The organism is Actinomadura chibensis NBRC 106107 (assembly GCF_001552135.1).
In the GTDB taxonomy this organism is placed as follows: Bacteria; Actinomycetota; Actinomycetes; order Streptosporangiales; family Streptosporangiaceae; genus Spirillospora; species Spirillospora chibensis.
Window position 1 is genome coordinate 39115 of sequence record NZ_BCQP01000063.1, and the last position, 13718, is coordinate 52832.

Sequence of the window (13718 nt, forward strand, 5' to 3'; positions counted from 1 at the left end):
ATTTCCTAGCATCTGCGGGTATAGTCCTGATTCACCGAGCAGTCGATTGGTCAACGCGTGAGCAGTGATTACGGCATCTCCTTGAGCATCATCGTTCCCGTGCACAAAGTGCAGGGGTACATCCGCCAATGCCTCGATTCGATCCTCGACCCGGACCTGCCCAACCTTGAGGTCATCGCGGTCGACGACGCGTCCCCGGACGGCTGCGGAGAGATCCTCGACGAGTTCGCCGAAAGAGACTCCCGCGTCCGGGTGCGGCACCTCACCGAGAACGTCGGGCTGGGCCACGCCCGCAACATCGGCCTCGACATGGCGACCGGCGACTACGTCTGGTTCTTCGACAGCGACGACTACGCGACCGAGGGCGCCGTCCGCGCGATCCTCGACCGGCTGGACGAGACCCGCCCCGACGTGCTCATGTTCGACTACGCCCGCTCGTACTGGAACGGCAAGGTCAAGCGCAGCATCATCAACCACCTGTTCCGGGAGCCGCCCGCCCCGGACGTGTTCACGCTCGCCGACCGCCCGAGCCTGCTGGAGATGTTCACCTCGATCTGGAACCGGGCGATCCGCCGCGAGTTCATGATCGAGCACGGGCTCCGCTTCAACAGCGGCTACTACGAGGACGTCAGCATCACCTACCCCGTCCTCATGGCGGCCGAGCGGGTGAGCTTCCTCGACCGGGTCTGCTACGTCTACCGGCAGCGCCGCCGCGGCGCGATCACGAAGACGGCGAGCGCCAAGCACTTCGACGCGTTCGACCAGTACGACCGCATCTTCGCGTTCATGGATCAACTCGGCCCGCAGATGGACCAGTTCCGCCCGCTGATGTTCGACCGGACGATCTGGCACCTCCTCGTCATCATCGAGCGCGCCGACCGCGTCTACCCGTCGGAGAAGCAGCGCTTCTTCGCCGAGATGTCGAAGACCTACAACCGGTACAAGCCGCCGGGGCACGTCCCGCCGGACGACGACGCCCGCCTCGCCGACAAGCACCGGGCGATCGAGCGGAACGACTTCAAGGCGTGGGAGCGGCTCGCCTCGCCGCGGTTCACGGCCAAGGCGAAGAAGAGCGGGCGCAAGGTCCGCAAGCTGCAGCGGCAGGGCGTCGTCCGGTCCAAGCAGCTCGCGAAGGACCGCTACTACCAGCTCCGCCGCCGGATGCCCGTCGAGGACGACCTCGCCGTCTTCGCCGCGTACTGGTACCGCGGGTACGCCTGCAACCCGGCCGCGATCTACGAGAAGGTCCGCGAGCTGGCCCCGCACATCCGCTGCGTGTGGATCGTGAAGCCGGGCGCGCGCAAGACGATGCCGGAGGGCGTCGACTACGTGGTGTCCGGCTCCGCCGAGTACTACCGGACGATCGCCGCCGCGAAGTACTTCGTCAACAACGTCAACTTCCCCGACCACCTCGTGAAGCGGCCGGGGCAGGTGCACCTGGAGACGCAGCACGGCACGCCGCTGAAGAAGATGGGCCTCGACCAGATGGAGTACCCGGTCGGCGCCAACGACATGGACTTCAAGGCCCTGATCGAGCGCTCCGACCGGTGGGACTTCCTCGTCTCGTCCAACCCGCTGTCCAGCGAGGCGTGGGAGCGCGGCTTCCCGTGCCACTACGAGATGCTGGAGATCGGGTACCCGCGCAACGACCGGCTGGTCCGCGCCACCGAGGAGGAGCGGGCGCGGCTGCGCGACGAGCTCGGCCTCGCCGACGGCACGACCGCCGTCCTGTACGCGCCGACGCACCGCGACTACCAGCGCCACTACACCCCGATGTTCGACATCGGCCGCGTGGTGAGCCAGCTCGGCGACGACCACGTCCTGCTGCTGCGGGCGCACTACTACTACAAGCTCAAGGACATGGCGGCCGACATGGGCTGGCCCGAGGACCGGGTCATCGACGTGTCGGCGCACCCCTCCGTCGAGGACCTCGCGATCGCCTCCGACGCCCTGCTCACCGACTACTCGTCGATCATGTTCGACTACGCCAACCTCGGCAAGCCGATCGTGATCTACGCCAACGACTGGGAGACCTACAAGCTCACCCGGGGCGTGAACTTCGACCTTCCCGAGTTCCCGCCGGGCGTCGTCGCCTACACCGAGGCCGAACTGGTGGACGCGTTCGTGTCCCGCGCGCCGTGGAGCGACGCGGCGGGCAAGAACCTGGAGGCGTTCCGGGCGCGGTTCTGCCCGTGGGACGACGGCAACGCGGCCGAGCGCGCCGTGCGCCGCGTGTTCCTCGGCGAGAAGATCGCGAACCCGCCGCAATAGCGGCCAACGGGCCACGGGGCGCACCGCCCCGCAGTAACATCCGGTCAAGATCGGCAACTTCTGGACGAGGGCCTGCCCAGGTCCCGCCGCACCCGGCCGCACGGCGCCCGCCCCGCCGCGTCCGCCGCGCCGTCCCCGGGGTCCGGTCCGGGGCGCTTGGGTGGTCCCCGCAGAGAAGCCGTCCGGCACGCCGCCGGGGCGGCCGAGTATCGAAGGAGTGGGTCGGTTGTCCGCCAGCAGGATCAGCGTCATCGTGCTCGCGCACGGCGCCGGGGAGCGTCTCGGCGACGCCCTGGAGTCCATCGCGGCCCAGACGTTCCGCGACCTGGAGGTCCTGGTCGTGGACGACGGCACCGGCACCGCCGCGCAGGCGGCCCTGCCCGACGACCGGTTCCGGCTCGTCCGGCGCGGGGCGCCGAGCCGCGGCGCGGCCCGCGACCTCGGCGTCGCCGCGAGCGCCGGGGAGTTCCTGCTGTTCAACGACGACGGCAACCCGATGCCGCCGGACGCGATCGCCGCGCTCGTCACCGCGCTTGAGGCGTCCGGCTCCGACCTCGCCGTCGGCCCGGACGCGACCCGCAAGTGGACGGGCCAGGTGTCGGAGTGGAAGCCGCGCGGCACCGCCCCGGCCCCGGCGGCGGGCACCGACCTGCGCCGCACCCCCGAGCTGCTGGGCGACCGCCGGATCGGCGGGGCGCTGCTGCGCCGCTCGTTCTGGGACGCGGCGGCGCTGGAGTTCCCCGACGTCAACCGGTATGACGACCTGCCGGTCAAGGTGCGGGCGCTGCACCTGGCGAAGGCCGTGGACGTCGTGCCGGACGTCGTCCTGCACCGCCGGGCGGCGCGCTGGCCGGTCACGACCGAGCCGCAGGAGATCGCGGACGGCTTCGGCGCCGCGAACCTCGTGACGACGTGGGTCGCCGAGCGCGGCGACGTGAAGGAGCTGCGGCGGTTGCAGCTCGCGCTGGTCTCGACCGAGCTGCGGATGTTCCTGGACGCCCTGCCCGACCTGTCCGGCGAGGAGCGGGAGCAGGTCGTCGCGCAGGCCGCCGCGTACGCCAAGGGCGTGTCGCCGAAGGTGTTCGCGGAGACGGCCGCGCTGACCCGGCTGAAGTGGCACCTGGCGGAGTCGGGCCACACGATGGAGCTCGTGAAGGTCGTCCGGTACGAGCGGGGCAAGTCGTCGCCGTCGATCGTCCGGGACCCGGTGCGCCGCTACGTCGTCTACCCGTACTGGAAGGACACCAAGCTCGGCGTGCCGCGCGAGGTGTACCGGGCGCGCGACGAGGTGAAGATGCGCGGCCGGGCGCACGCGGTGCGCTGGGACGGCGACCGCCTCGTCGTCACCGGCGAGGCCTACATCAACTCGGTCAGCTCGCGCCGCCGCTGGACGTCGATCAAGACGGTGACGCTGCGCAACGGCCGCCGCAAGATCGTCATGAAGGCGCGGCAGACGCCGAAGCCGGGCAAGTCGTCCGGCGGCTGGACGGGGTTCGAGTTCGCGCTGGAGGCGGCGAAGCTGAAGGAGCGCGGCGAGTGGGCCGAGGGCGTCTGGGAGGTGCACGCCTCGGTGCTGAACTCGGGCGTGTTCCGGCAGGGCCCGGTCCGCGGCGGCGGCTCCGGCACGGGCGCGCACCCGCCGTACCGGTACGTGGCCGACGACGTGCGGATCGTCCCGAAGGTCGTGGACGAGCGCCTGGTCGTCGAGGTCGAGCGGGTCAGGGCGAAGGCGACGGCGCTGACCTGGGACGACGACACCCTCCTCGTGGAGGTCGAGGCGTCCGGCAAGCCGCCCGCCGAGGTCGTGCTGACGCTGGGCGACGCGCGGGTGCCGGTGCCGGTGAAGGCCCGGTCCGGCGGCTGGACGGCCGAGATCGACCCGGCCGCGCTCGACGCGGAGATCGACCCGGACTCGATCGACGACACCCGCGACTGGACGCTGTCCGCCGACGGCAGGCGGCTCGTCCTCGCCGAGGGCGTCGAGGAGGCGCGCCGCACGTTCGGCGCGCTGGAGGTCGCCACCGGCCGCGACCCGAGCGGGTACGTGCGGGTGCGGCGGACGACGACGCGCCTGTCGGTGGAGAGCTGCGTGTGGCGTCCGGACGGGACGCTGTCGCTGTCGGCGACGCACCCGGCGCACTCGTCCGGGCAGATCGTGGTGCGCAGCCGGGGGCGCCGCAAGGAGTACGCGTTCGACCTCGTCCAGGACGAGTCCGGCACGCTGCGGGCGGACGTCCCGGCGGCGGCGGTGCCGGGCGTCGCGGGCGTGCTGCCGCTGCGGCCCGGCCGCTGGGACCTGCTGTTCCGGCCGCCCGGCGAGGGCGAGCGGGCGCTGACCGTCCGGCTGACGGAGGCGGCGCAGCGGGCGCTGCCCGGCCCGCTTGAGGTGGCGCGGCGCGGCTACGAGCTGGAGGCCAAGGACGGCCGGCTCGTCGTCGCCGTCACCGGGGACGTGTCGAGCGAGGAGAAGAGCGCGGGCGCGAAGTACCGCGAGGAGGCGCGCCGCCGGGTCGCCCGCGACGGGCTCCGCGACGCGGTCCTGTTCTCCTGCTTCAACGGGCGGCAGTACTCCGACAGCCCGAAGGCGATCCACGAGGAGCTGCTGCGCCGCGGCGCCGACCTGGAGCAGCTCTGGGTCGTCAACGACGCGCAGGCCGAGCTGCCGGACACGCTGAAGGCCGTCCGGCTGAACGGCAAGGAGTGGCAGGAGGCGGTGACGACGTCGAAGTACATCGTCACCAACCACCGGCTCGGCGACTGGTTCCAGCGGCACCCGGACCAGGTCGTCCTGCAGACGTGGCACGGCACGCCGCTGAAGAAGATCGGCCGGGACGTCAAGGAGGTCCACTTCGCGTACGCGCCGGGGATGAAGTCGGCGCTGCAGAGCAAGGACAAGCCGGCCGGTCCGGCGGTGCCGGAGTGGAGCCACCTGCTGTCGCCGAACCCGTTCAGCACGGAGATCTTCCGCCGCGCGTTCGCGTTCAAGGGCGAGATGCTGGAGGTCGGGTACCCGCGCAACGACCTGCTGCACAGCCCGGACGCCGACGAGGTGGCCCGGTCGGTGCGGCGGCGGCTCGGCATCCCGGACGGCAAGCGGGTCATCCTGTACGCGCCGACCTGGCGGGACGACCAGTACTACAGCCGGGGCCGCTACAAGCACGACATGCGCCTCGACCTGGACCGCGCCCGGAACGCCCTGGGCGACGACCACGTCCTGCTGGTCCGGCTGCACAGCAACGTGGTGGACGGCGTCCCCGAGGACCCGGACGGCTTCGTCCGCGACCTGTCGCTGTACCCGGACATCACCGAGCTGTACCTGATCTCCGACCTCATGGTGAGCGACTACTCGTCGGTGATGTTCGACTACGCGAACACGCGGCGGCCGATGCTGTTCTTCACCTACGACCTCGCCGACTACCGGGACCGGCTGCGCGGCTTCTACTTCGACTTCGAGGCCGAGGCGCCGGGGCCGCTGGTGGAGACCTCCGACGAGCTGATCGAGGCGATCCGCCACGTCGACGACGCGACCGCCGGGCACAAGGACCGCTACGCCGAGTTCGTGGACCGGTTCTGCCCGCTGGACGACGGCCACGCCGCGGCCCGCACCGTCGACCGCGTCTTCGGCCCGTCCGCCTGAACCGACTCCGCTCGCACGCCGAAACCACCCCGGCCGACTGAGGCCACCGGGACGGTTCCGGCGCGCGAGCGGTGTGATGCCGTTGATAAACTTCGCGCCTGGAATGCGTGGTTTTTGGGGGAAAGGCACGGTCCTTGGACGCGGTGGCGAACCATTGCAGGGTCGGCGTCGACGACCACCTGCACATCCGCTGGCGGGATCCGGTACCCGACGGTGACCGCGTCGTCCTGCGCAAGGGCGCGTCCCCCGGCACGCGGGTGGAGACCGTCCGCGGCGACCGGCGCTCGGTGAAGCTGCCGCTCGCCGGGCTCGCGCCCGGCAAGTGGGACGTCCGGGTCGAGTCGCGCGGCGCCGACCGCCCGCTGCTGACCGACGACCCCGGCTTCTCGTTCGACGAGCTGCGCGACTACGCGGCGGGCGCCCGCGACCGGACGGTCCGGGTCGTCCGCGCGGCGGACGGGATCGTCCGTCTCGTCGTCCGGGAGGTGACCCCGCACGCCGAGGTCGAGGCCGTGGACCCGCGCGACGGCGAGATCAGGTTCGAGGGACGGCTCGCCTACGCGGGCCCGCGCCCCGGCGCGGCCGCCCGGCTCGTCGCCGTCGCCCGCGACACCGAGGTCACGCTCACCTGGGACGCCCGCCTCGACGGCATCGACTACCGCACCGCCCTCCAGGTGGACGACCTCGCCGCGGCAGAGCCCGCGCTGTGGGACCTGTGGCTCGACGTCGGCCCGGCGGACGCGCCCGACGTGCACGCCCGGCTCGCGTCCCGGCTGGACGACGCGCCCGGCAAGCGCGGCAAGCTGTCCTACCCCCGGCAGACCACCGTGGTCGACGGGCGGGAGTTCGCCGTCCGGCCCTACTACACGCCGTGGGACAACCTGTCGGTCGCCTGCCGCCCGGTGGGGGACGGCGCCCAGTGAGGATCACCTTCCTGCTGCTGGACGCGTTCACCATCGACGGCACCGTGCGCAGCACCTTCACCCTCGCCGACGAGCTGGCCCTCCGCCACGACGTCGAGATCGTCAGCGTGCTGCGGGACGCGGACCGCCCGGTGTTCCCGCTGTCGGACCGGGTCGAGCTGCGCTCCCTGGTCGACCTGCGCCCGGACGCGAAGGTCCCGTGGCCGAACACCGCGCGCGCCGAGCGGCTGATGCCGGAGCCGTCCGCGCTCGTCCACCCGGAGGAGCGCTGCTACGACAAGTTCTCCGCGTGGACGGACGACCGGATCACCCGCTTCCTGCGCCGTCCGCACACGGACGTGCTGGTCACGACCCGCGCGGGGCTGAACATCGCGGCGGCGCGGTTCGTCCCGCGCCGGGTCGTCGTGATCGGGCAGGAGCACCTCCAGCTCGGCATCCACGCGGACGGGATCCGCGCCGAGATCGAGGAGTGGTACCCGAAGCTCGACGCGCTCACCAGCCTCACCAACGCCGACCGCGCCGACTACGAGGCCCTCCTCCCGGACGGCTCGTGCCCCGTCTACACGATCGGGAACGGCCTGCCGCGCAGGCTCTACCCGCTGTCCCGGCAGGACAACCGGCTCGTCGTCGCCGCCGGGCGGATGGTCTGGATCAAGGGCTACGACCTGCTGATCGGCGCGTTCGCGAAGGTCGTGGAGAAGCACCCGGAGTGGCGGCTGCGGATCTACGGGCAGGGCGTCCGGCACGACGAGCTGCTCCGCAAGGCGACCCGGCTCGGGCTGCACAACAACGTCCTGCTGATGGAGCCGACCGACGACATGGAGGGCGAGCTCGCGAAGGCGTCGATCCTCGCGATGTCGTCGCGGGCCGAGCCGTTCGGCATGACGATCATCGAGGCGTTCGCGTGCGGGCTGCCGGTCGTCGGGTTCGACTGCCCGCGCGGCCCCCGCGAGATCATCACCGAGGGGCACGACGGGCTGCTCGTCCCGCCGGAGGACGCCGACGCGCTCGCCGAGACGCTGATCAAGCTGATCGACGACGAGGAGCTGCGGCGCCGGATGGCGGCGAACGCCCGCGCGTCCGCGGAGCGCTTCGGCATCGCCGGGGTGGCGGAGCGCTGGGAGCAGATGATCGCCGAGCTGCGGCGACGCCCCCGCCGCGCCACCGGACGCCACTAGCACCCGCCGCCGAACGCCGCCCGACGGCACGGTCACGACTCGGAGACAATGACCGGATCATGTTCCGGGCAGCCGATACCATCGGACCGCTTCCGACGACGAGAGGACCCATCCATGGCGCACTTCACGCTCGACGACGTTCGGCAACGGACGTACAAGGCGCGTGACGCCTGGTGGACGGTCCTCCTCGTGGACCCGCTCGCGTCCCGGCTGGTGAAGTTCACCGCCAACCGGACGCGGATCACGCCGAACCAGCTCACCGTCGGCGCGCTGGTCCTCGGGCTCGCGGCGGGCGGCTGCTTCGCGGTGGCGTCCTGGCCGTGGCTGCTCGCGGGGGCGCTGCTGTACCACCTGTCGTTCACCCTCGACTGCATGGACGGCAAGATCGCCCGGTTGAAGGGCACCGGCTCGGTGTTCGGCGCGTGGCTCGACTACATCTTCGACCGCGTCCGCGTCCTCGCCTGCGCGATCGCGCTGATGGGCGGCCAGTACCACGCCACCCACAACACGGCCTACATCTGGACGGCGCTCGCCGTCGTCTTCCTCGACATGCTCCGCTACATGGACGCCCTGGAGATCTACAAGGTGCGCACGCAGATGCGCACCACCCTCCAGGCCGCCCGCCACGAGGCCGACTCGCTGGAGCTCGCCGCCCAGCGCGCAAACGGCGAGGCCGTCGACGAGGACCTGCTGTCCGCCGCGGGCGCCATCGCCGACGACCCCGAGGCCGACATGGAGAACCGCGTCGTCGGCGACGACCCCGCCAACGCGGCCAACGCCGCCCTCCAGCAGGGCTTCAACGAGCGGTTCCCCTGGTACGCGCGGATCCGCCCGTTCCTCACCGCGACCCGCATCCGCCCGCACCTGATCAGCGGGATCGAGTTCCAGATGGGCGTCTTCATCGTCGCGCCGATCGCCGCCGCCGTCGTCTCCGGGGCCGTCATCCCGGTCGTGATCCTGAGCGCCGCCGGGATGCTCGCCTTCGAGCTGATCATCATCTACAAGTTCTGGCTGTCGACCCGCGACTACAGCCGCACCATGGCCAAGCTCGACGCCCGCATCGCCGCGCACCGCGACGAGGCCCCCGCCGCCGAGTACCAGCGGGCGGGCGCCGCCACCAGCACCGGCTGACCCGCCCGGCCCGGCAGGGCCCGTCGGGTGACCGGATCCTGACAGGGAGGTGAACGGCTCGGGCGTCCCGGCCGTCCCACTCACGCCCCCCGCCCTGGCTCGGTCAGCCGATGACGGGAGGCCCTCATGTACCCACCGCCCCCACCCCCGCCGCCGCGGCGGCAGCGGAACGGGATTCCGGCGCTCGCCGTCGTGGTGATCACCGCGGCGGGCCTGCTGCTCGGCTGCGCCGTGGGCGCCGGGATCGCCGGGTCCGGGTCCGAGTCCGGGACGGCCAAGCCCGCGGGCGCGCCGTCGCCGGTCGAGGCGACGGTGACCGTGACGGCCACGACGACGGCGGAGCCGGTCGAGGCGAGCCCGCCGCCGGCGCCGACCGCGCCGCCGACGCCGCGCAGGACGCACCGGCCGACCCCGAGGCCCAAGCCGAAGAGGACGGCGGCGCCCGCGCCGCGCACCGACCCGCGCTTCCCGACCTGCACGGCCGCGAAGCGCGCCGGGTACGGCCACTACAGGCGGGGCGTCGACCCGGAGTACGGCTGGTACGAGGACCGGGACGGCGACGGCGTCGTCTGCGAGTGACCCCCGGTCAGGTGGTGCTCAGCAGGTCCGTCCAGCGGGCGCAGACCTCGGCGAGGCCGTAGGCGGACGTCACCTGGGTGCGGGCGAGCCGCCGCTCGTCCTCCCAGCGGCCCTCGGCGACGGTCGCGGCGATCGCGGCCGCCATGTCGAACGGCGTCTCGTGGATCCAGCGGCGGTCGTAGATCGTCTCGGCGCCGGGCCAGGGCAGCAGCGCGGGCACCGCGCCCGCCGCCATGCCCTCGGCCGGGGCGAGGTGGAAGCTCTCGTCGTCGCTCGTCGACAGGACGAACCCGATGCGGCGCAGCCACGCGGCCACGTCCCGCCCGTAGGAGTCGAAGACGACGCCGCCGGACAGGAGCGAGGAGCGGCGGATGCGGCGGAACACCTTCTCGTAGTGCTCGCGCTCTTCGTCCTTCTGCCAGATCCACCAGTATTCCCAGGGCAGCTTCGACTTGACGAAGAGGGTGAAGCGCGGGTCGTCGCGGCGCAGCTCCTCCAGGACGTCCAGGGCCAGGTCGAGCCGCTTCCGGGACGGCGCGATGCCGATCATCCCGAGGTGGTGCTCGGCGCCGGGGAGCTTCGCGCGGTCGAGCTGCGCGTCGTCCACCCAGTTCGGGACGGTGACGACCTTGTCCGCGGGCCACCCGGTGATCTCGCGGGTCAGCGCGTTGTAGTGCGGGCTGACGCAGACGACGTCGTCCACGGCGTCGATGTCGAGGCTCTTCGGCCACCCGGCGTACAGCTCGAACCGGTGCAGCCGGACGACCAGCCGCTGCCCGGGGCGCTTCCGCTCGGAGTACCAGAGCGCGTTCGGCCCGCACCATTCGCAGACGACGACGTCCGCCCAGTCGGCCAGTTCCTGGCTGCGCCTCTCGTTGTGCGCCTTCAGCGCCGACCAGTGGTCGACCTGGACCTCCATGTCCGGGCGCGAGCGCAGGTAGTCGAGCAGCGCCGTGAAGAACTTCAGGTCGTGGCCCGCGACGCCCACCCGCAGCGGACGGCCCTTGACGGAGAGGACCCGGTCGGACGGTTCGGGGAACGCCTGCGCGAGGTAGGTGCGCAGGCGTCCGGCGGCGGCCTCCAGCGTGAACAGCGCGGCGGCGGCGCGGCAGCGCTCGACGGCGAGGGTGAACACGTCGGAGTTCTTGCCGATGAGCGTCAGCGCGTCGAGGACGTCGTCCTCGGTCGCGGCGAACAGCGGGTAGTCGGTGCCGAGCAGCCGCTCGTGCATGGGCGTCCGGTTGAGGACGACGGGGACGCCGAGCGTCCCGCACTCCAGCACCTTCGTGGACAGTTCGAGGCTCGCGTCCATGGACGGGTCCCGCCACGACAGGCCGACGTCGCAGGCCGCGGTGAGCCGCATCGCCTCGGCGCGCGGATGCCCGCCGTGCCAGACGACGCCCTGCCCGGTCTCCAGCGCGGTCCGCATCCGGGTCGCGAACCCCGGATCGGCGGGGTCGTTGTGGATCTTGTCGCCGATCATGTGCAGCTCGGCGTCCACCCCGCGGATGGCGAGCAGGCGCGGCAGCGACGTCATCTCGTAGGTGTTCCAGCGCGGCGCGAACTTGCCGCTGTAGGCGAGCCGCAGCTCGCGGCGTCCGGGCGGGCCGTCCGGACGGGGTTCGAGGCCGTCCGGGAGCACCACGACCGGCGGGAAGAGGACGCTCTTCCCGGCCGTCGCGGGCACCGCGCCCTCCAGGAACCCGCGCAGCTCCTCGGTCTGGCAGAGCAGCACGCGGGACGCGTCCGCGATCCGCCGCAGCTCGGCCTTCGCCGACGCGGCGAACTCGGCGGCCGACTGCGGGACGTCGGTGAGGTAGGTCCAGAGCCGTCCGGCGAGCGAGCTGCCCGACAGGTTGCCCGCGACGCGGCGTCCCCGGATCACGACGAGGTCGTACGGCTCGGCCTCGGCGTCGATCCGGGTCAGCATGATGGCGGCCTGCCGTGCGGGCATGGCGCCGTCCCCCTCGAACAGCCCCTCCTCGTGCGGGCTGCGGACGGTGACGCCGGGCAGGGCGCGGAGCGGGTCGACGAGGCGGCCGGTCCGGACGGGCGCCTTCAGGACCAGGGTCACCTCGCAGCCGGCGCGGGCGAGGGCCTGGACCATGCCCTGAGCCCAGATCGCGGACCCGTCGATGATGTTGAGATCGACGTCGCCGTAGACGAGGGCGCGTGGTCGCAAGGTGTGTCCTTTCAACGAGCGGGTTCCAAGAGCCCCGCGAGACGGCTGGAAGCGGTGACGGGATCCGTCACGGTCGCGTCCCAGCTCAGGCAGGCGAGCGTGGCGGGCGCGGGCGGCCCCTCCCGGGGCGCCCACAGGACGAGCGGGAGCGAGCGGGCGGCGGCGATCCGGCGGATCTCGTGGAGCGCGAGGTCGCGGTCGTACATGCCGGGGACGCCCAGGTACGCCCACGCGCCGCCGGGCTCCCCGGCCGCCGCGTCCACGACGAGCATGTCCACGTCGGCGGTCTGGAGCGCGATCGCGGCGTCGTGCGGGTAGAGCGGGACGACCTTCGCCTGCTCCCCGAGCAGCGCGGCCGTCCGGTCGCCGAGCACGCCCGCGATGATCAGCCGGTCGCAGGGCCCGGCGACCAGGAGCCGGTTCTCCGGCCGGTCGACGCGGTCCACCGGGACGCCCTGGTCCGCCGCCCGCGCGGGCGCGGACGCGGGCGCGTTCCGCTTGCGCCAGAGCCGGTACAGGTCCTTCGGCAGCCGCTTGCCGCGCTTCGGGTTGCGCGCCGCGCCCGCGACGAGCCGGCCGAACTGCACGGCCGTCGACGCCTCCAGCGCGGCGAGCCGCCGCTCCAGCTCGGCGAGCCGCTCCTCGCGCTCGCGCAGCCGCGCCCGCAGCCGTCCGAGCTGCTGGTACGCCTTCGCGTTCCGGCTGTCCTCACTCACCCAGGTACTCCATGATCACATCTGCGATGCGGGGGCCGGCGTGGCCGTCCCACAGCGGCGGCCTGCGCTCCCCCGCCCGCGCGCCCGACTCCAGGACCTTGCGCACTCCCGGCACGAGCTCCTCGAACGTCACCAGGCGGTTCGTGCCGTGCGTGATGGTGATCGGCCGCTCGGTGTTCGGCCGGACGGTCAGGCACGGCACGCCGAGGATCGTCGTCTCCTCCTGGAGGCCCCCCGAGTCCGTGACGACCGCCGCCGCCCCCCGCACGGCCGCGATGAAGTCGATGTACCCAAGCGGATCGAGAATGTGCACGCGGTCGTGCGCGTCCAGCCCGGCGGCGAGCAGGTTGGCCCGGCCGCGCGGGTGCACCGGGATCACCAGGTCGGCGAGGTCGGCCACGCCGTGCAGCCGCCGGACGAGCGCCGCCGCCGTGTCCGGCTCGTCGACGTTCGCCGGACGGTGCATCGTCGCGAGGACGTACCGCTCCGGCAGCCCGTGCTCCGCCCGCACCCGCTCGGTGTCGAACGCGTCGAGGTTCGCCAGCAGCGTGTCGATCATCGGGTTGCCGACGAAGTGGGCGCGCGACACCGGGACGCCCTCGTTCGCCAGGTGCCCGACCGCCTCCGGGCTCGTGACGAGGCAGAGCGCGGAGAGCTGGTCGGTGAGGCGGCGGTTGACCTCCTCGGGCATCGTCATGTCGAAGCTGCGCAGCCCGGCCTCCACGTGGGCCACCGGGATGTGGAGCTTCGCCGCGACCAGCGCGGCGGCGATCGTCGAGTTCACGTCGCCGTACACGATGACGAGGGCGGGTGAACGCCCGATGAACTCCCGCTCCAGGCCGATCATGAGCGCGGCGGTCTGCTCGGCGTGCCCGCCCGAGCCGACGCCGAGGTTCACGTCCGGCTCCGGCAGCCCCAGCTCGTCGAAGAAGATCTCCGACATCCGGGCGTCGTAGTGCTGGCCGGTGTGGACCACGGCCTGCTCGGCGCCCGCCGCCCGCAGCGCGCCGATCACCGGCGCCGCCTTGACGAAGTTCGGCCGCGCCCCGAGGACGTGCACGATGGGTCCCAACACAATTTCCCTTCTGTTCATCGGGGTTG

General features: G+C 72.4%; 9 protein-coding genes. 6 read left to right on the forward strand and 3 right to left on the reverse strand.

The features are described 5' to 3' along the window. Positions 1-57: 57 nt before the first annotated feature. From ACH01S_RS33375 to ACH01S_RS44015, 6 genes are all read left to right on the forward strand, one after another. Entirely contained in the window at positions 58-2271 is a 2214-nt protein-coding gene (locus ACH01S_RS33375) for a bifunctional glycosyltransferase/CDP-glycerol:glycerophosphate glycerophosphotransferase (RefSeq protein WP_255220368.1), read from the forward strand. Positions 2272-2497: 226 nt separating this feature from the next. Further along, positions 2498-5908: a bifunctional glycosyltransferase/CDP-glycerol:glycerophosphate glycerophosphotransferase gene (locus ACH01S_RS33380; protein WP_067901184.1), complete on the forward strand. Its 3411-nt coding sequence runs from the start codon at positions 2498-2500 to the stop codon at positions 5906-5908. A gap of 134 nt (positions 5909-6042) precedes the next feature. After that, a complete protein-coding gene (locus ACH01S_RS33385; RefSeq protein ID WP_067901188.1) occupies positions 6043-6831 on the forward strand; it encodes a hypothetical protein in 789 nt (262 codons plus the stop codon). Further along, positions 6828-8009: a glycosyltransferase gene (locus tag ACH01S_RS33390; RefSeq protein ID WP_067901191.1), complete on the forward strand. Its 1182-nt coding sequence runs from the start codon at positions 6828-6830 to the stop codon at positions 8007-8009. The genes ACH01S_RS33385 and ACH01S_RS33390 overlap by 4 nt, the downstream gene beginning before the upstream one ends. Before the next feature lie 114 nt (positions 8010-8123). Then, entirely contained in the window at positions 8124-9140 is a 1017-nt protein-coding gene (locus tag ACH01S_RS33395) for a CDP-alcohol phosphatidyltransferase family protein (protein ID WP_067901194.1), read from the forward strand. 126 nt (positions 9141-9266) lie between these two features. After that, complete coding sequence (locus ACH01S_RS44015; protein WP_067901197.1) at positions 9267-9719, forward strand: excalibur calcium-binding domain-containing protein; 453 nt, start codon at positions 9267-9269, stop codon at positions 9717-9719. Between the two features lie 7 nt (positions 9720-9726). On the opposite strand, the gene ACH01S_RS33405 is transcribed toward ACH01S_RS44015, so the two are convergent. The 3 genes from ACH01S_RS33405 to wecB all read right to left on the reverse strand — a co-directional run bounded on the left by ACH01S_RS33405 (position 9727) and on the right by wecB (position 13710). After that, positions 9727-11826, reverse strand: a complete 2100-nt coding sequence (locus tag ACH01S_RS33405; RefSeq protein WP_246236544.1) for a glycosyltransferase family protein — start codon at positions 11824-11826, stop codon at positions 9727-9729. A gap of 86 nt (positions 11827-11912) precedes the next feature. Then, the gene (locus ACH01S_RS33410) at positions 11913-12617 is read right to left on the reverse strand and encodes a hypothetical protein (RefSeq protein WP_067901203.1); all 705 of its coding nucleotides are present in this window, start codon (positions 12615-12617) and stop codon (positions 11913-11915) included. Beyond that, positions 12610-13710, reverse strand: coding sequence for a non-hydrolyzing UDP-N-acetylglucosamine 2-epimerase (gene wecB, locus ACH01S_RS33415; RefSeq protein WP_083981429.1), 1101 nt, complete (start codon positions 13708-13710; stop codon positions 12610-12612). The genes ACH01S_RS33410 and wecB overlap by 8 nt, the downstream gene beginning before the upstream one ends. Positions 13711-13718 lie beyond the last annotated feature (8 nt).